The organism is Actinomadura opuntiae, from assembly GCF_030283205.1.
Lineage (GTDB): Bacteria > Actinomycetota > Actinomycetes > Streptosporangiales > Streptosporangiaceae > Spirillospora.
Window position 1 is genome coordinate 13,885 of record NZ_JASNWF010000047.1, and the last position, 16,755, is coordinate 30,639.

Annotated in this window: 16 protein-coding genes; 10 read left to right on the forward strand and 6 right to left on the reverse strand. The window is 73.4% G+C overall.

Translation table 11 applies throughout. The annotated features are described in order from the left end of the window. Positions 1 to 33 precede the first annotated feature (33 nt). Positions 34 to 1,995, forward strand: a complete 1,962-nt coding sequence (locus QP089_RS48150; protein ID WP_285921335.1) for an aconitate hydratase — start codon at positions 34 to 36, stop codon at positions 1,993 to 1,995. A gap of 70 nt (positions 1,996 to 2,065) precedes the next feature. On the opposite strand, the gene QP089_RS48155 is transcribed toward QP089_RS48150, so the two are convergent. Continuing rightward, a complete protein-coding gene (locus QP089_RS48155; protein ID WP_285921336.1) occupies positions 2,066 to 2,473 on the reverse strand; it encodes a DUF2795 domain-containing protein in 408 nt (135 codons plus the stop codon). A 99-nt stretch (positions 2,474 to 2,572) separates the two neighbouring features. On the opposite strand from QP089_RS48155, the gene QP089_RS48160 reads away from it, so the two are divergent. After that, positions 2,573 to 2,959: a DUF7668 domain-containing protein gene (locus QP089_RS48160; protein ID WP_285921338.1), complete on the forward strand. Its 387-nt coding sequence runs from the start codon at positions 2,573 to 2,575 to the stop codon at positions 2,957 to 2,959. A gap of 109 nt (positions 2,960 to 3,068) precedes the next feature. Then, positions 3,069 to 4,520: an aminotransferase class V-fold PLP-dependent enzyme gene (locus QP089_RS48165; RefSeq protein ID WP_285921339.1), complete on the forward strand. Its 1,452-nt coding sequence runs from the start codon at positions 3,069 to 3,071 to the stop codon at positions 4,518 to 4,520. Between the two features lie 20 nt (positions 4,521 to 4,540). Here QP089_RS48165 and QP089_RS48170 read toward each other — a convergent pair whose 3' ends face one another. Beyond that, positions 4,541 to 5,953, reverse strand: a complete 1,413-nt coding sequence (locus tag QP089_RS48170) for a cytochrome P450 family protein (protein WP_285921340.1) — start codon at positions 5,951 to 5,953, stop codon at positions 4,541 to 4,543. Positions 5,954 to 6,096: 143 nt separating this feature from the next. On the opposite strand from QP089_RS48170, the gene QP089_RS48175 reads away from it, so the two are divergent. Then, positions 6,097 to 6,285: a DUF5302 domain-containing protein gene (locus tag QP089_RS48175; RefSeq protein WP_285921341.1), complete on the forward strand. Its 189-nt coding sequence runs from the start codon at positions 6,097 to 6,099 to the stop codon at positions 6,283 to 6,285. Positions 6,286 to 6,374: 89 nt separating this feature from the next. On the opposite strand, the gene QP089_RS48180 is transcribed toward QP089_RS48175, so the two are convergent. After that, positions 6,375 to 7,064, reverse strand: coding sequence for a pyridoxamine 5'-phosphate oxidase family protein (locus tag QP089_RS48180; RefSeq protein WP_285921342.1), 690 nt, complete (start codon positions 7,062 to 7,064; stop codon positions 6,375 to 6,377). A gap of 169 nt (positions 7,065 to 7,233) precedes the next feature. On the opposite strand from QP089_RS48180, the gene QP089_RS48185 reads away from it, so the two are divergent. Further along, positions 7,234 to 7,839 carry a TIGR03086 family metal-binding protein gene (locus QP089_RS48185; protein ID WP_285921343.1) on the forward strand — a complete coding sequence of 202 codons (606 nt, stop codon included), beginning with the start codon at positions 7,234 to 7,236 and terminating at the stop codon, positions 7,837 to 7,839. On the opposite strand, the gene QP089_RS48190 is transcribed toward QP089_RS48185, so the two are convergent. Beyond that, positions 7,821 to 8,801, reverse strand: a complete 981-nt coding sequence (locus tag QP089_RS48190) for an MBL fold metallo-hydrolase (RefSeq protein ID WP_285921344.1) — start codon at positions 8,799 to 8,801, stop codon at positions 7,821 to 7,823. The genes QP089_RS48185 and QP089_RS48190 overlap by 19 nt on opposite strands. Before the next feature lie 152 nt (positions 8,802 to 8,953). Further along, positions 8,954 to 9,832 (reverse strand): hypothetical protein, encoded by an 879-nt coding sequence (locus tag QP089_RS48195; protein WP_285921345.1) that lies wholly within the window; start codon positions 9,830 to 9,832, stop codon positions 8,954 to 8,956. A gap of 137 nt (positions 9,833 to 9,969) precedes the next feature. On the opposite strand from QP089_RS48195, the gene QP089_RS48200 reads away from it, so the two are divergent. The 3 genes from QP089_RS48200 to QP089_RS48210 all read left to right on the forward strand — a co-directional run bounded on the left by QP089_RS48200 (position 9,970) and on the right by QP089_RS48210 (position 12,539). Beyond that, entirely contained in the window at positions 9,970 to 10,614 is a 645-nt protein-coding gene (locus QP089_RS48200) for a PadR family transcriptional regulator (RefSeq protein ID WP_285921346.1), read from the forward strand. A 150-nt stretch (positions 10,615 to 10,764) separates the two neighbouring features. Further along, positions 10,765 to 11,766: an ATP-binding cassette domain-containing protein gene (locus QP089_RS48205; RefSeq protein ID WP_285921347.1), complete on the forward strand. Its 1,002-nt coding sequence runs from the start codon at positions 10,765 to 10,767 to the stop codon at positions 11,764 to 11,766. Continuing rightward, positions 11,763 to 12,539, forward strand: a complete 777-nt coding sequence (locus QP089_RS48210) for an ABC transporter permease (protein ID WP_285921348.1) — start codon at positions 11,763 to 11,765, stop codon at positions 12,537 to 12,539. The genes QP089_RS48205 and QP089_RS48210 overlap by 4 nt, the downstream gene beginning before the upstream one ends. Positions 12,540 to 12,558: 19 nt before the next feature. On the opposite strand, the gene QP089_RS48215 is transcribed toward QP089_RS48210, so the two are convergent. Then, complete coding sequence (locus QP089_RS48215) at positions 12,559 to 13,905, reverse strand: M20/M25/M40 family metallo-hydrolase (protein ID WP_285921349.1); 1,347 nt, start codon at positions 13,903 to 13,905, stop codon at positions 12,559 to 12,561. Positions 13,906 to 14,103: 198 nt separating this feature from the next. On the opposite strand from QP089_RS48215, the gene QP089_RS48220 reads away from it, so the two are divergent. Next, complete coding sequence (locus tag QP089_RS48220) at positions 14,104 to 15,726, forward strand: peptide ABC transporter substrate-binding protein (RefSeq protein WP_285921350.1); 1,623 nt, start codon at positions 14,104 to 14,106, stop codon at positions 15,724 to 15,726. 6 nt (positions 15,727 to 15,732) lie between these two features. After that, complete coding sequence (locus tag QP089_RS48225) at positions 15,733 to 16,659, forward strand: ABC transporter permease (RefSeq protein WP_285921351.1); 927 nt, start codon at positions 15,733 to 15,735, stop codon at positions 16,657 to 16,659. The last annotated feature ends 96 nt before the right edge of the window (positions 16,660 to 16,755 follow it).

Genomic DNA, 16,755 nt, shown 5'->3' on the forward strand with positions numbered 1-16,755 from the left:
TCACCCTGACATCGCACGACCGGAGGGACCGCCATGGCAGACGGCACGGGGGGCCGTAACGTCGCCCGCAAGCTGATCGGCTCGCACCTGGTGAGCGGCGAGATGGAGCCCGGCACCGAGATCGGGATCCGGATCGACCAGACCCTCACCCAGGACGCCACCGGCACGATGGTGATGCTGGAGCTGGAGGCGCTCGACCTGGACCGCGTGCGCACGGACTTGTCGGTGCAGTACGTCGACCACAACCTGCTGCAGGCCGACGAGCGCAACATGGCCGACCACATCTTCCTGCGGTCGGCGAGCCGCCGCTACGGCCTCTGGTACTCCAAGCCGGGCAACGGCGTCTCCCATCCCACGCACATGCAGCGGTTCGGCGTGCCCGGCGCCACGATGGTCGGCTCCGACTCCCACACCTGCGCGGCCGGATCGCTGGGCATGCTCGCGATGGGCGTCGGCGGGCTCGAGGTCGCGATGGCGATGGCCGGCGAGCCGATCCACGTGACGATGCCGCAGATCTGGGGAGTCCGGCTCACCGGGGACCTGCCGCCCTGGCTCAGCGCCAAGGACGTCATCCTGGAGATGCTGCGGCGGCACGGCGTCCGCGGCGGCGTCAACCGGATCATCGAGTACCACGGCCCCGGCCTGGCGTCGCTGACCGCGATGGACCGGCACGTCATCGCGAACATGGGCGCCGAGCTCGGTGCGACGACGACGGTGTTCCCGTCCGACGAGCGCGTCCTGGAGTTCCTGCGCGGCGAGGATCGTGAGGACGACTTCACCGAGATCGTCGCCGATCCGGACGCCTCTTACGACGTCACCGACGAGATCGACCTGTCGGCTCTGGAGCCGTTGATCGCCCGGCCGTCGTCACCGGGCGATGTGGTGCCGGTCCGGGAGGTGGCGGGGGAGGAGGTGCACCAGGTCGTCGTCGGGTCGTCGGCGAACCCGGGGCTGCGCGACTTCGCGTCCGTCGCCGCGATCGTCAAGGGCCGCCAGGTGCATCCGCACGTCTCGTTGGACGTGAACCCGACCTCGCGGCAGATCCTCGTCGACCTGACGAAGATGGGCGCCGCCACCGACCTCATCCAGGCCGGTGGGCGGATCCACCAGGCCGGCTGCCTGGGCTGCATCGGCATGGGGCAGGCGCCCGCGATCGGCCGCAACAGCCTGCGGACGTTCCCGCGCAACTTCCCCGGCCGGTCCGGCACGGCCGACGACCGGGTGTGGCTGTGCTCGCCGGAGACCGCCGCGGCCGCCGCGCTCACCGGGAGGATCACCGACCCGCGCGACCTGGACATGGACCCGCCGGTGGTCCGGCTGCCGGAACGCTCCAGCGTGAACCGGGGGATGCTGGAGGCGCCGCTCCCCGAGTCCGAGGCGCGCCGTGTCGAGCTGGAGAAGGCGCCGAGCATCGGCGTGCTCCCCGAACTCGACCCGCTGCCGGACGACCTGGACGTCCCGGTCGTCATCAAGGTCGGTGACGACGTGTCCACCGACGAGATCCTCATGGCGGGCGCGCGGGCCCTGCCGTACCGCAGCGACATCGCCAAGCTCGCCGACTTCACCTTCGTCCGCATCGACGAGGGCTATCCGGACCGGGCGCGGGAGGCCGGCCCGCACGCCGTCGTCGGCGGCCGCAACTACGGGCAGGGCTCCTCGCGCGAGCACGCCGCGATCGCGCCGCGCCACCTCGGGCTCCGGCTCGTCCTCGCCCGCGGGTACGCCCGCATCCACTGGCAGAACCTGGTGAACTTCGGGATCCTGCCGCTGGAGTTCGCCGACGAGGCCGACTACGACCGCGTCGAGCAGGGCGACCGGCTGCGGATCGAGGGCGTCCGCGACGCCCTGGAGAAGGGGAGCGGGGTCGAGGTCCGCAACCTCACCAAGGACGAGACGTACCGCGCCCGGCACCGCCTGTCGCCCCGCCAGCGCGCCCTCGTCGCCGCCGGCGGCCAGATCCCCGCCCTGCGCGAGCGCACCCGCCCGCCCCGTTGAGTTGCGGCGAGTCGTCGTTATGACGTTGCTCATAACGACGACTCGCCGCAAGTGAACGGCGCTCGGGGCGTCAGAAGCGGCGGTTCTCGCGGCCGTAGCCGAGTTCCTCGGCGACGTCGGCGACGTTCTCGTAGTCGCGGTCGGGCAGCGTCTCCAGCGCGCCGATCGCGTTGTCGTCCGCGCCCGCGCCCGAGGCGTGCGCGACCAGGTCGTTGGGGCGGGCGGGGTAGCGGACCCCGCTGAGCATCCGGGCGAGGGCGCTGCGGCCCTCCACGTCGCTCGCGCTCATCCCGGGCGGCGAGCCCTCGCGCGGGTCGCCGGCCAACGCGGTCGGATCCCAGGGCTCGTCACCGGAGTACGGCTCGGTCTCCTTGAACTCCTCGGCGTGGGTGGAGTGCCCGCCGCGGACCATGCCCTGCGTCTCGTGGCCGATCTCGTCGTCCACCTTCGGACCGTGCTTGTCGCTCTTGTCTGGCATGTTCGTCCTCCCTGCGCCTTGACAGGGGGAAGCGTTCCCGGGCGGGCTCGTCTAAACAGCCGGCCGATCATCGGGGCGCGGCGCGGTACGGTGTGGCGCATGCTGCCGGAGGAGGGCGTGAACGCCGTTCGGGTCGTGGTCGGGCTGCTCGTCCGGGGCGAGTACGAGGAGCTGGAGACGCTCACCGACGCGCGCCGCCTCACCGCGGCGCAGATCGGCGCGGCGATCGAGCGGCACGGGCGGGACCTCATCAGCCCGCCGGACGAGGCGTTCCGGGAGATCGAGGCGGCCCCCGCCGTCCCGGAATCGGCGGACGAGCGGGCCTTCCGCGTCGACTTCCCGCTCTGGACGGCGCAGGACGGCCGCTCGGACCTGACGCTCGGGCTCACGGTCGCCGAGGTGATGGCGGACGTCTGGGCGGTGGAGCTGCACGGCGTCCGCCGCGGATCCGGCCGGCCCGGCGACCCCGGCGAGCCTCGCCGCTGAGGAGGGCCCGCCGGGCGCTCTCGTTCGGGCCCATATCATCGGGTCGCCCGGTTCCGGGCGGCGCGCGGCGCTCGGGCCGGCGCCCGTCGCAGCCAGGGGAGGACGCGAAGTGGCAGCGCACATGACGCCGGAGGAGTTCCGCCGGTACGGCAAGCAGGTCATCGACTGGATCGCCGACTACCAGGAGAAGATCGAGTCCTATCCCGTGATGTCGCGGGTCCGCCCGGGCGACGTGCTGGCGGGCCTGCCCGCGCACCCGCCGGAGCGGGGCGAGGGGTTCGAGGCCGTCCTCGCCGACATGGACCGCGTCGTCATGCCCGGCGTCACCCACTGGCAGCACCCGGGCTTCTTCGCCTACTTCCCCAGCGGTGCGAGCGGCCCGTCGATCCTCGGCGACCTGCTGTCGGCCGGGCTCGGCGTCCAGGGCATGCTGTGGGCCACGAGCCCCGCCTGCACCGAGCTGGAGACGCGGGTGCTCGACTGGTTCGCCGAGCTGCTCGGGCTCCCGGACCGGTTCCGCGCCGGCGGCCCGGGCGGCGGCGTCATCCAGGACTCGGCGTCCGGCGCCGCGCTCGCCGCCGTCCTCGCCGCCCTGCACCGCGCGGACGGCGGCGCCGCCGGACGCGACGGCATCACCCGGCGGCACACCCTCTACGTCAGCTCCCAGACCCACTCGTCGCTGGAGAAGGCCGCGCGGATCGCCGGGATCGGGGCCGCCAACGTCCGCGTCGTGGACGTCGACCCCGCGACCCTGGCCATGGACCCCGCGCACCTGGACTCGCTGCTCACCGAGGACGCCGCTGCAGGCGCGCTTCCCGTCATGGTGTGCGCGACCATCGGCACCACCTCGACCACGGCGGTCGACCCGGTGCCCGCGATCGGCGAGGTCTGCCGCCGGCACGGCGTCTGGCTGCACGTGGACGCGGCGTACGCGGGCGTCGCGGCCGTCTGCCCCGAACTGCGCGGCATCAACGACGGCGTCGCCGAGCACGCCGACTCCTACGTCACCAACCCGCACAAATGGCTGCTCACCAACTTCGACTGCACCGCGATGTGGGTCGCCGACCGCGAGCCGCTGGTGGGCGCGCTGTCGATCCTGCCGGAGTACCTGCGCAACCGGGCGTCCGCGTCCGGCGAGGTGATCGACTACCGCGACTGGCAGATCTCGCTCGGGCGCCGGTTCCGCGCGCTGAAGCTGTGGTCGGTCATCCGCTGGTACGGCGCGGAAGGGCTGCGCGAGCACGTCCGGACGGGCGTGCGGCTCGCGGCGGGGCTCGCGTCCCGGATCGCCGCCGACCCGGCGTTCGTGCTGCTGGAGGAGCCGCGGCTCAGCCTGGTGTGCTTCCGCCCGCGCTGGGACGGGCTGGACGGCGACGAGGCCGACGCGGCGACGATGCGGCTGATGGAGCGGCTCAACGCGTCCGGCGACCTCTACCTCACCCACACCAAGGCCGGCGGCCGGGTGCTGCTGCGCGTGGCGATCGGCGCCGCCGGCACGACCGACGCGCACGTCGACGCGGCGTGGCGGCGGATCCGCGAGGAGACGGCCGCCCTCGCCTGACCCGGGGACGCGGCGCCGGGTCAGCCCTGCGACAGGCGCACGGCCCGCAGAATGCGCCGCACGAGCGAGGCCGGCTCCGGCGCTGCCCGGTCCGCGTCGGGCGCGGTCTCGCCCGTCCCGGGCGGCGGGGCGGCCGGGCGGCGGGGCTCGCCCGCCAGCTCGTAGTGGACCGGCAGCGCGCGCAGGCCGCGGATCAGCGGGGACGAGCGCCAGGCCAGCTGGTCCGGCGGCAGCGCCAGCCGCAGCCCGGCGAACCGCTCGAACAGCCGCTCCACCGCGATCGTCGTGACGGTGGTCGCCAGGTCGCGGCCGAGGCAGGCGTGCGGGCCCGCGCTCCACGCCAGGTGGGCGCGGGAGCTGTAGATCGCGTCGGGCGCGCTGGTCCCGGTGAACGCCGGGTCCAGGTGCGCGGCGGCGGGCGACACCATGACCGGGTCGCCGGCCGCGATCTGGAACCGGCCGACGCGCACGTCGGAGCGGGGCCAGCGGAACGCCAGGTTCGCCATCGGCGGGTTGGCGGTGGAGGCCCGGTTGATCGCCTCCTGGATCAGCCCCGCGGACAGGCTGGCGCGGGCGCCGGTCTCGCCGATCAGCACCTCGGTGATCGTGTTGCAGATCAGCGTGCCGGTGACGTCCCCGACCAGCCCGGTCATCATCGCCATCTCGCCGGTCAGCTCCTCGGCGGTCAGGTCGGGGACCGCCGCCAGCATGGCCGACGGCAGGTCCCGGCCGGGCGCGACGGTGCGGGCCGCGCAGACCTCCGCCATCCGGGCCAGCAGCCGGGTGGACGCCTCCTGGGCGTCCGGCCCCGCGTCCAGCACCCGCCACAGGTCGACGATCAGCCCGTCGTCGCCGCCCGCGTCCCCGTCGCCGGTGCCGAGCAGCCGCCCGACGACCATCAGCGGCAGCGGCCGCGCGTACTGCGCCGCCAGGTCCGCGTAGCCGGTGCGACCGCCGTTCTCGGCCAGCACGTCGATCAGCTCGTCGGCGTACCGCCGTACCGCCTCCTCCAGCGCCTTGGCCTCGGGGCGGGTGCGGTCCTGGAACGGGCGCAGGCCCTCGCTCCAGGCGCTGCGCAGCCGGGTGGACTCGGCGCCGTCGCGGAAGCCGCAGTTGTCGGACTCGACCACCGGCAGCATCGGCCAGTCCGCCGGGACCGTCCCCTCCCGGTAGGCGCGCCACGTCTCCACCCGCCGGCTCCAGATGCCGCGGGTGTCGCGCAGGATGTCGAGCGTCTGCGGGTAGCCGATGACCAGCCACACCGGAACCCCGAGCACGTCCACCGGCGCGACGGGCCCGTACTCCGCGCGGAGCTTGTCGTAGAAGACGGCTGGACGCGCCTCGTAGTCGCGGTTGAGCAGCGGCAGGACGGCGAGCGACTCCAGGGGCGGATGGGCGGGTGCGGGCTCGGCCTGCGGGATCTGGGGCTCCACGATCACAAACCATAGAGAGTTCCTCCCAGCCTGGCCGGTTGATGGGGAAAACTCCCAAGTTGATCTTTCCGGCGGGTGCGGATCGCCGTCCGGGCCCGGGGTATGTGAGGCTAGGGGTGCCCCTTACAGAGCTGGAGGTCCGTATGGCCGACTCGGCAGCAGAAAGCGACGGCGACGAGGACGAGGTGAAGCGCAGGTTCCGGGAGGCCCTGGAGCGCAAGCGCGGCACGGAGGCCAAGAACGCCGGGGGGACGGGCCGGAACGGCTCGAAGGTGCGGGGCGTGCACGAGCGCGCCGACCACCAGCGCCAGTTCCGCCGCAAGAGCGGCTGACGGGACCGTCCGGCGAGCGGGCCCCCGTGCGATCGGGCACGGGGGCCGTTCCATGCCGGCGCCCGCCGCGTGCCGCAGCGGACGGGGCGTCAGCTTCCGTAGAGCGTCTTCTCGTAGGCGGGGCCGTAGTGGCGCTCCAGTTCCTCGAGGCTCTTCTCGGTGTACTGGACGTCCTTCACGATCCGGGCGTGCGAGGGGAGCGTGTCCTCCGCCCACTCCGCGGGCTTCCACAGCTTCGAGCGCATCAGCGCCTTCGCGCAGTGGAAGAAGATCTGCTCGATGTCCACGACCAGCGCCAGCGACGGCCGGTGCCCCTTCACGATCATGTCGTCGAAGAAGGGCGCCTCGCGGACCAGCCGGGCCCGGCCGTTGATCCGCAGCGTCTCGGCCCGCCGCGGGACCAGGAAGATCAGCCCGACGTGCGGGTTGCTCAGGACGTTCATGAAGCCGTCCGCGCGGCGGTTGCCGGGCCGGTCCGGGATGGCGATCGTGGTGTCGTCGAGCACGCGCACGAACCCGGGCGGGTCGCCCTTGGGGGAGACGTCGCAGTTGCCCTGCGCGTCGCTGGTGGCGATCAGGCAGAACGGCGACCGCGCCAGCCACTCCCGGTCCCACGCGTGCAGCGTGACGCGCTCCTTGTCGATGGCCCGCCGCATCGGGGCGCCGAGCAGCTCGCGCAGCTCCTCGGGCGAGGTGACCTCGACGACGCCGGTCGACTCGGCGGCGCCGGGAGCGTCGGCGGAATCGGGGGCTTCGGTGGAATCGGGGGCGAGCGTCATGCCGCTCCTTCCGCCGGGGAATTCGGAAGATCATCCTAACCTGCGGCGGATCGGGGCCCGCGGCCCGGGACGGGCGGCCGCGCCGAACTCGCCGGCGCCCGGCCGGTGACTTTCCGGCGGGACCGGGGTCAGTTCAGGTGGGGACGGTCCCCGGAAGGCGAGGGCGGGGATGAGCACGATGGAGACGGTGGCGCTGCTCGAACGGTCCGTCGGCTACGCGCTCGGCGGGCTCGGCGACGTCACGCCCGCGATGCTGGGCCGGCCGACGCCGTGCCGCGGCTGGGACCTCGCGATGCTGCTGCGGCACACCGCCGATTCCCTGGACGCCCTGCTGGAGGCCGTCGACACCGGCTCGGTCCGGCTGGACCCGGCGCCGGAGCCGCCCGGCGGCCCGCCGGGGGACGACCCGGCCGTGGCGCTGGTGGCGGGGTTCCGGTCCGGCGCCGTCCGGCTCCTCGGCGCCTGGACGGCCGCCGAAGACCGGCCGGTCACCGTCGGCGGATGCGCGATGAGTGCGTGCATGGTGGCCGTGACCGGCGCCATCGAGCTCGCCGTGCACGGCTGGGACATCGGCTGCGCCACCGGCAACCCGCGGCCGATCCCGCCCGCCCTTGCGGGCCGGCTGCTCGTGCCGGCATCGGCGCTGGTCACCGACGCCACGCGCGGCGGGCTGTTCGCCCCCGCCGTCCCGGTCTCCGGCACCGCCGCCCCTGCCGACCGGCTCCTGGCCCACCTGGGCCGCGACCCCGCGGTCTTTCAGGCGCGCGGCGCGTAGCGGCGGACGCCGCCCTCCTCGTGGGCGTCAAGGACGCCCTGGTCGGCCAGTACGTCCAGGTGCGCCTCGATCTCCAGCACGGCCAGCATCTGGCTGAAGGAGTCCAGGTCGGCGAGCTTGCGGCGCCGCCGCGTCCAGGTCATCGCCGCGGCGACCTCGAAAGCCGTCCCGTGGCCCGCACGGACCTTTCCGGCGGCGGCGTCGAGCCGGGCCGCGTGGTGCTCCAGCAACTCGTCGATCCGGGCGTGCGTGCTCGGCGTCACCGGACCGTGCGCGGGCAGCAGCAGCGTGTCGGGCATGTCGCGGACGAGCCGCAGCGAGTCCAGGTAGCTGCGCAGCGGCCGGCGCTCCGGCTCGGCCTCCAGCCCGATCGACGGGCTGATGTGCGGCAGTACGTGGTCGCCGGCGAACAGCAGCCCCGCCGCCGCGTCCCGCAGCACCACGTGCCCGCGGGTGTGGCCGGGCGTGGCGAACACGTCGAGCCCACGGCTCGTCAGCGCGACCTGCTCCCCGTCGTCCAGCCACGCGTCCGGCGCGGTCAGCGGCGACTCCTCGTCGGCCGGGTCATGCGGGATCCCGGCGATCTTCGCGGCCAGCTCGGCGGCGCCGCAGCAGCGGAGCATCTCGATCTGGCGCGCGTGCACGCCGCGGCGGGCGCCGGATGCCTCGATCGAGGGCCGCTCGCCGCGCCCGATCCGCACGCGCGTGCCGAACGAGCCGCGCAGCGCGAGCGCCTGCGAGTAGTGGTCCCGGTGCGCGTGCGTGACGAGGAACTGCGCCACGTCGTCGAGGCCGTGGCCGAGCGTGCGCAGCGCGCTCTCCACGGCCGTCCGGCTGTCCGGCATCGCCCAGCCGGAGTCGACGAGGACCGGGCCGGCGGAGTCCTCGATGACGTACACGTTGACGGCGTGCAGCGACGGGATCGGCAGCGCCAGCGGGATCCGGTGCACCCCGGGCGCCACCGGATGAGCTCCCGGCTCGTACCATTCCGCCGTCTGTTCCACCACCGGTGCCGTCACCGCGCGCCCCCCGATTCTCGAATCGCGTTCTATTAGTGGAACTTACTTCATCCCCGAAACCGGCCGTGCCGGCGGGGGTGCCGCGCGCCCGCCGGTCAGCCGTGCGCGGCGTCCCGCTCGGCCGCGCGCCGCGCATCCTTCGCCGCCTTCCGCGCCTCCCGCGCCGCCTCCTCCGCGCGGGCCCGCGCCTGCTCGGCCCGCTCCGCCTTCCGCGCCGCCGAGTCCCGCTCCGCGGTGGCCCGCTCCAGCTCGTGCCGCAACCGCCCCACCTCGGCGGACGCCTCGTCCGCCGCCTGCTTCGCCGCGTCGGCGCGCTCGGCCCTGTCCGCCAGAGCGCGCTCCGCCTCGTCGGCCCGCCTGGCGAGGGTCTCCGCCCGCTTGGCGCGCGCGGCGCTCGTCCGCGTGACCTTCGGCCGCTCGGCCTTCTTCGGTGCCGGAGCCGCCTTCTTCTCGGTCTTCGGCTTCGCTTCCCGCTTCGGGCCGGGCTCGGGGGCGAGAGCGAAGCCCGCCGGGACGAAACCGGTGTGGCTGCGCGGCTGCGGCAGCCGCCCTGCGCGCACCTCGGCCGCGATGCCCTCGTCCACCGTGGCCGCCTGCAGCGTGTCCTCGACCTCCCGGACGGCCTGGTCGCGCAGCGGACGCCCCTGCTCGCCCGCGAGGTCGCCCGCGCGGCGCAGCAGCGCCGCCACCAGGCGCGCCCGCTGCTGCTCCAGATCGCCGAGCCCGCTGCCCGAGCCCCACGCCTCGCGCATCCGCGCGCCGACCTCCAGCAGCCGGCCGAGATCGTCGGACGCCGAGCGCGCCAGCAGGTTGACCGCCCACGCCGACAGTGTCGGCCGGCGCAGCCCGCCGATCCGCTTGGCGAGCGCGGCGTCGCCGTCCGCCTTGGCCTCCCGCGCCAATCGGCTCCGGGTCGCCACGAACTCCTCCGGCACGACCCCGTACAGCTCGTCGGCCGCCGTTGAGAACTCCACGCCCGTCTCCTACCCGCCCGGACGCGGTGCCAGGGGCCCGTGGCGCGGGCCGGTTTCTCTGATACCGAGAGGTCTAGACGCGATATGTCGCTTCTGCCTATACTCGTCTGCGAGTAATCGAGGACGGGGAGCCCGGCATGGCGAAGCGGCGGAAGGTGAGCAACCTCCTGGGCCTCGCCGTGCTGTCGACGGTCTCCGCCAGGCCGATGCACCCCTACGAGATGGCCTCGCTGATGAAGGCGCGCGGCAAGGACCACGACATGGACATCAAGTGGGGCTCGCTCTACACGGTCGTCCAGAACCTGGAGAAGCACGGCTTCCTGGCGGTGGAGGGCAGCGTCCGCGACGGCGCCCGCCCCGAACGCACCGTCTACCGGATCACCGACGCCGGGCGGGACGAGCTGGCCGACTGGGTGCGGGAGCTGATCGAGGTCCCCGAGACCGAGCACCGGCGGCTCGAGGCCGGGCTGTCGGTGCTCGGCGCGCTCGGCCCGGACGAGACCGCCGAACTGCTGCGCCGCCGCCTCGACGCGCTGGAGGAGCGGATCGCGGGCGACCGGGCCGCGCTCGCCGCGGCGACCGAGGTGCCCCGCGTCTTCCTGCTGGAGGCCGAGTACGCCCTGGCCATCCTGGAGGCGGAGGCGGACTGGGTGCGGGCCTTCCTCGGCGAGGTCACCGGCGGCACGCTGGAGGGCCTGGCGCTGTGGCGCGCGTTCCACGACACCGGACGCGTCCCGCCCGAGATCGCCGAACTCGCGGAAAGGGGTGCCACCGAGAGCTGAGCACGGCCCGGCGGCGGTGCGGCAACACCGCCGCCGGGCCTCAGAACCCACCACGGAAACCCGCTCGCGGAGCAGGTCCCGGCGGCGAGACCTCGACACCAGCCTATCCGGGACGCCCCGACGAGCACGTCACGCCGCATGGAGGCGACCATGGCGCATGCCATCGAGGCCGACCGACTGGCCAAGCACTATCCCGGCGACGTCCGGGCCCTGGACGGGCTGTCCGTCACCGTCGGCCGGGGCGAGATCCTCGGCCTGCTCGGCCCGAACGGGGCCGGCAAGTCCACCACCATCAAGATCCTCACCACGCTCATCCGGCCGGACGCGGGCACCGCGTCCGTCGCCGGGCACGACGTCCTGCGCCGCCCCGGCCGGGTGCGGCGCGCCATCGGGGTCGTGGCGCAGCAGTCCGGCGCCGACCCCGGCGCCTCGGGCCGCGCGAACCTGGTCCTGCAGGGCCGGCTGTACGGGATGGGCGGCGCGGACGCGCGCCGCCGCGCCGACGAACTGCTCGACCGCTTCGGGCTGCGGGACGCCGCGTCCCGTCCGGTGAAGACCTACTCCGGCGGGATGCGGCGCCGGCTGGACGTGGCGCTCGGCCTCGTCCACCGGCCGCAGGTGCTGTTCCTGGACGAGCCGACCACCGGGCTCGACCCGGAGGCCCGCGCGTCGATGTGGGCGGAGATCGCCCGGCTGGCGGGCGACGACGCGCTAGCGATCCTGCTGACCACGCACTACCTGGACGAGGCCGACCGGCTCGCCGGGCGGCTGGCGATCGTCGACCGCGGCCGCGTCGTCGCCGAGGGCACGCCCGACGCGCTCAAGGGCGAACTGCGCGGCGACGCCGTCCACCTGGAATGGGGCGAGGCGCCGGACGAGGCGCGGGTGCGCGCGGCGCTCGGCCGGCTGCCCGGCGTCCGCGACATCGTGCTGGACGGCGCGCGGCTCAGCGCGCGCGCCGACGACGGCGCCTCCGCGGTGCCCGCCGTCCTGGCGGCGCTCGACCAGGCCGGGATGCCGGTGGCGGCGGCGACGGTCGCGCGGCCCTCTCTCGACGACGTGTACCTGCGCTACGCCGGACGCCGGTTCGCGCAGGCCGACGCCGAACCGGACGCGGCGCCCGAGCCCGTGGCGATCGGAGGCGCGCGATGAGCGGCCTCCTCACCGGCACCTGGTGGATGACGCAGCGCCGGCTGTCGGCGCTCGTCCGCAACCCGGCCGTCCTGGTCATGACGCTCGTCCAGCCGATGATCTGGCTGTTCCTGTTCGGCGAGCTGTTCAAGCGGGTCGTCGACCTGCCCGGCTTCGGCGCCCCGTCCTACCTCGACTACCTCGTGCCCGGGGTCGTGGTCATGAACGCGGTGTCGCTGAACTCGTTCGCCGGGATGGCCACCATGGACGAGATCGAGCGCGGCACCCTGAACCGCTTCCTGGTGACGCCGGTGCGGCGCAGCGCGGTCACCAACGCGGGCGTCGTCGAGCAGGCGCTCAGCACCGCGTTCCAGTCCATCGTGATCACCGCGCTCGGGTGGTTGGCGGGCGCGCACTACCCCGGCGGCGCGGCCGGGATCGCCGTGCTCGTCGTCGCGTCCGTGCTGGTCGGCGTCGTGCTCGCCGCGCTGTCGAACACCCTCGCGCTGCTGATGCGCGACCGCAACACCATCATCGGGCTGAACGTGATGCTGCTGCTGCCGCTGACGTTCCTGTCGTCGGCGTTCATGGCGAAGGGGCTGATGCCGGCCTGGATCCGGCACGTCGCGGCGTTCAACCCGGTGAGCTGGGCGCTGGACGCCGGGCGAGCCGCGATGGCCAGCGACCCGGACTGGGGCTCGGTCGCCCTGCACGGCGGATGGCTGCTGGCCCTGACCGCGCTCACCGTCGCGCTCGCGGTCTTCTCGCTGCGCAGCTACCAGAGGTCGCAGTGACCCGGCGTCCGAGCAGGGGTCAGCGCGTGTCCAGGAAGCGGTCGAGGACGCGGGTGCCGAACGCCAGGCCGTCCAGCGGGACCCGCTCGTCCACGCCGTGGAACATGCCGAAGTAGTCCAGGTCCGGTCCGAGCCGCAACGGTGCGAACCCGAAGCTGGTGATGCCGATCGCGTTGAACGACTTGGCGTCGGTGCCGCCCGCCATCACGTACGGGACGGGCCGGGCCAGCGGGTCCTCGGCCCGCAGCGACCCGGCGAGCGCGGCGAACGTCGCGCCCGCCGGGTCCGCCGCGGGGGCCTCCTCGTGGTTGATGAACTCCCGGGCCACCTTCGGGCCGAGCAGCCGGTCGATGGTCTCCAGGAACTCCTCGCCGGTGCCGGGCAGGTAGCGGCCGTCGACCTGCGCGGACGCCGTGCCGGGCACCACGTTCACCTTGTAACCGGCCTCCAGCCGCGTCGGGTTGGCGGAGTTGCGGATCGTCCCGGCGAACAGGTGGCCGGCACGGCCGAGCCGCGCCGCCTCCTCGTCCAGCCGGTCGTGGTCGATGGTGGTGCCGAGGGCGTCGGCCAGGCCGTCCAGCAGCGCCCGCACGCCCGGCGTCAGCCGCACCGGCCACGCGTACGAGGCGATCCGCGAGACCGCGTGCGCGATCTCCGCGACGGCGTTGTCGGGCGCCGGCTTGGAGCCGTGCCCGGCGGTGCCGCGCGCCGTCAGCCGCATCCAGGCGGTGCCGCGCTCGCCGGTCGCGACCGGGTAGATCCGGGCCTTGCCCTCCTCGACGCTGAACCCGCCCGACTCGCTGATCGCCTCGGAGCAGCCCTCGAAGTACCCGCGGTGCTCGCGCGCCACGTACCGGGAGCCGTACTCGCCGGTGCACTCCTCGTCGGCGAGGAACGCCAGCACCAGGTCGCCGCGCGTCCGGCGGCCCGCGCGCAGCCGCGCCCGGACGGTCGCGAGCGTCATCGCGAGGCTGCCCTTCATGTCGACGGCGCCGCGCCCCCACACGCATCCGTCGCGCACCTCGCCGGAGAACGGCGGGACCGTCCAGTCGGACGCGTCGGCGGGGACCACGTCCAGGTGCCCGTGCACGAGGAAGGCCGGGTGCGACGGGTCGGTGCCGGGGATCCGGGCGAGCACGCTGGCGCGGCCCGGCGCCGACTCCACGATCTCGGCCGCGGCGCCGACCTCGTCCAGCAGCGCGGCGACGTGCTCGGCGGCGGGCCGCTCGGGCCGCGCCACGCCCTCGCCCCGGTTGGCGGTGTCGAAGCGGATGAGGTCCGCGCAGATGGCGGCGGCCTCCGTCCCCGGGTCCGGCGCCGTCCCCGTCCCCGCCGTCTCCGCCGTCGCGTCCGGCCGCCGACTCACCACGGGCCTCCCTTTCGCAGCAAGATTTCATTTTCTCCGGCCGCTGACCTGTGTCAACGGTTGATCAACAAGTCTCGATCCGGTTTCGACTCGGTCAGCGCCATACCGAAAGCGCCGCGCCGGTACGACGCTGCCACCAACCTGAAGAGCGGCGGGTGGTCCGGGCCCGGCGCACGAGGGGACAGCACGAGGAGGAGCATGACCAGCCTCAGGGACGCGGGACCGCGCAGGGGCGGGCGCGGGAGGGTCGCCGCGCTGGCCGCGGTGGCTTTGGCGGCCTCGCTCGGCCTGTCGGCCTGCGGAGGGGGCGGGGGCGAGAGCGGCGGGGTGTTCACCGCCGGCCACTCCGAGCCCGACCATCTGGTGCCGGCCAACACCACGAGCAGCTACTCCTTCGACGTGCTCAGCGGCCTGTTCGACAACCTCGAGGGCCTCACCGCGGACGGCAAGCCCTACAACCTGGCCGCCGAGTCCGTCGCCACCCAGGACCAGAAGACCTGGACGATCAAGGTCCGGCCGGGGCAGAAGTTCCACAACGGCGAGCCGGTGACCGCCGCCAGCTTCGCCGACGCGTGGAACGCCGGGGCCTACGGCCCCAACGCCTACTCCGCCAACGACTACTTCTCGCACATCGAGGGGTACGACGCGATGAACCCGGAGGACGAGAAGGCCAAGCCGAAGGCCGACAAGCTCTCCGGCGTCCACGTCGTGGACGACGCCACCCTCAAGGTCGTGCTGACCGCGCCGTTCAACCAGTTCCCGCTGCTGCTGACCTACCCGGCGTTCGCGCCGATGCCCAAGGCCGGGCTGCAGGACCCCAAGTCGTTCGAGAACCACCCGATCGGCAACGGCCCGTACATGATGAGCGGGAACTGGGAACGCAACAAGCAGATCAAACTCGTCCCGTTCCCCGGTTACACCGGGCCGCGCAAGCCGAAGAACAAGGGCGTGATCTGGAAGAGCTACTCCAGCGCCGACAGCGCCTACACCGACCTGCGCGCCGGGAAGATCGACGTGCTGCAGACGATCCCGGCCGCGAAGGTGCCGGAGGCCAAGCGGCTGCTCGGCGACCGGTTCCTGCCCCGCAAGATGGGCACGATGGACTACCTCGGCTTCCCGCTGTGGGACAAGCGGTTCGCCAACCCCGACCTGCGCAAGGCCATCTCGATGGTCATCGACCGGCAGGGCGTGAACAAGGCCGTCTACAACGGCGACTACCTCCCGGCGGACTCGCTGCTGCCGTCCATCATCGAGGGGCACCGCGCGAACGCGTGCGGCGAGCTGTGCACCTACGACCCCGCCAAGGCCAAGGCGCTGTACGACAAGGCCGGCGGGTTCAAGGGGACGATGGAGCTGTACTTCTCCAACGCGCAGCCCACCTATTACCAGTGGATGCAGATCGTCGCGAACTCCCTGAAGCAGAACCTCGGCATCCAGGACATCCAGTTCCGGCAGGTCCCCGCTTCCGACTACTTCTCGATGCTGAACAAGCGTGAGGAGAAGGGCCCGTACCGGCAGAACTGGGAGGCCGACTACCCGAGCGCCCAGAACTACCTCGAGAACATGTGGGCGTCGGACGCCAACCGGATGGGCTGGAAGAGCAAGGAGTTCGACGACCTCATCGCCAAGGCGAACAGCTCCGCCGACCACGGGCAGGCGCTGCAGTACTACAACCAGGCCGAGGACGTCGCCATCCGCGAGATGCCGATGATCCCGCTGTGGACGTGGGCGGGCCAGGGCGGCCGCTCCAGCCACGTTGACAACGTCACCATCACGGCGTGGTCCACCGGTCTGCTCGTCAACCAGGTGACGGTGAAGTAGCCGGCGATGTGGCGCTACGTCCTGCGGCGGCTCCTCCAGGCGATCCCCGTCTTCATCGGGACCACGCTGCTCATCTACGCGATGGTGTTCGCGTTGCCGGGCGACCCGATCCAGGCGCTCGCCGGCGACAAGCCCGTCCCGGCGAACGTCCTGGAGACGCTGCGGGAACGCTACAACCTGAACGACCCGCTGCTGGTGCAGTACGGCAAGTACATGTGGGGCCTCCTCCAGGGCAACCTGGGGGAGAACTACGACGGGCAGAAGGTCGCGGACATGCTCGGCGGGCGCTGGACGGTGACCGCGCAGCTCGCGCTCACCGCCTGGCTGTTCGAGCTGGTCATCGGCATCGCGCTCGGCGTGTGGGCCGGGCTGCGCCGCGGCCGGGTCGCCGACACCCTGGTGCTCGGCGGCACCACCCTGCTGATCGCCGTGCCGGTGTTCGTGCTCGGCTACACCGCGCAGATCCTGTTCGGGCTGCACTGGAAGATCTTCCCGACGGCCGGCACCGACGAGGGCTGGCCGATGAGCTACCTGCTGCCCGGCATCGTGCTCGGCTCGCTCGGCCTGTCGTACGTGGCCCGGCTGACCCGGACGAGCCTCGCCGAGAACCTGCGCGCCGACTACGTCCGCACCGCCAACGCCAAGGGGCTGTCGCGGGCGCGGGTCGTCGGCCGGCACGCGCTGCGCAACTCGCTGATCCCGGTCGTCACCTACCTCGGCGTCGACTTCGGGAACCTGATGGGCGGCGCGATCGTGACCGAGGGCATCTTCAACCTGCCCGGCATCGGGCAGCAGGTGTTCCAGTCCATCCAGCTGAAGGAGGGCCCGGTGGTGGTCGGCGCGGTCACCGTGCTGGTGCTGATCTTCCTGCTGGTCAACCTGGTCGTGGACCTGCTGTACGGGCTGCTGGACCCGCGGATCAGGTACGAGTGACGCGAGCAGTGACGAGCGACCCGGAGGGGCATTGAAGACGATCGACCCGGGCGCGGCCGACCCCGGCCCGCCCGGCGCGGAACCGGAGCCGGCCGC

Bases quoted from the DNA above. Each gene is read 5' to 3' on its own strand.
- QP089_RS48150 (WP_285921335.1), top strand. From the start codon at position 34: ATGGCAGACGGCACGGGGGGCCGTAACGTCGCCCGCAAGCTGATCGGC.
- QP089_RS48155 (WP_285921336.1), bottom strand. From the start codon at position 2,473: ATGCCAGACAAGAGCGACAAGCACGGTCCGAAGGTGGACGACGAGATC.
- QP089_RS48160 (WP_285921338.1), top strand. From the start codon at position 2,573: ATGCTGCCGGAGGAGGGCGTGAACGCCGTTCGGGTCGTGGTCGGGCTG.
- QP089_RS48175 (WP_285921341.1), top strand. From the start codon at position 6,097: ATGGCCGACTCGGCAGCAGAAAGCGACGGCGACGAGGACGAGGTGAAG.
- QP089_RS48180 (WP_285921342.1), bottom strand. From the start codon at position 7,064: ATGACGCTCGCCCCCGATTCCACCGAAGCCCCCGATTCCGCCGACGCT.
- QP089_RS48185 (WP_285921343.1), top strand. From the start codon at position 7,234: ATGAGCACGATGGAGACGGTGGCGCTGCTCGAACGGTCCGTCGGCTAC.
- QP089_RS48200 (WP_285921346.1), top strand. From the start codon at position 9,970: ATGGCGAAGCGGCGGAAGGTGAGCAACCTCCTGGGCCTCGCCGTGCTG.
- QP089_RS48205 (WP_285921347.1), top strand. From the start codon at position 10,765: ATGGCGCATGCCATCGAGGCCGACCGACTGGCCAAGCACTATCCCGGC.
- QP089_RS48210 (WP_285921348.1), top strand. From the start codon at position 11,763: ATGAGCGGCCTCCTCACCGGCACCTGGTGGATGACGCAGCGCCGGCTG.
- QP089_RS48220 (WP_285921350.1), top strand. From the start codon at position 14,104: ATGACCAGCCTCAGGGACGCGGGACCGCGCAGGGGCGGGCGCGGGAGG.
- QP089_RS48225 (WP_285921351.1), top strand. From the start codon at position 15,733: ATGTGGCGCTACGTCCTGCGGCGGCTCCTCCAGGCGATCCCCGTCTTC.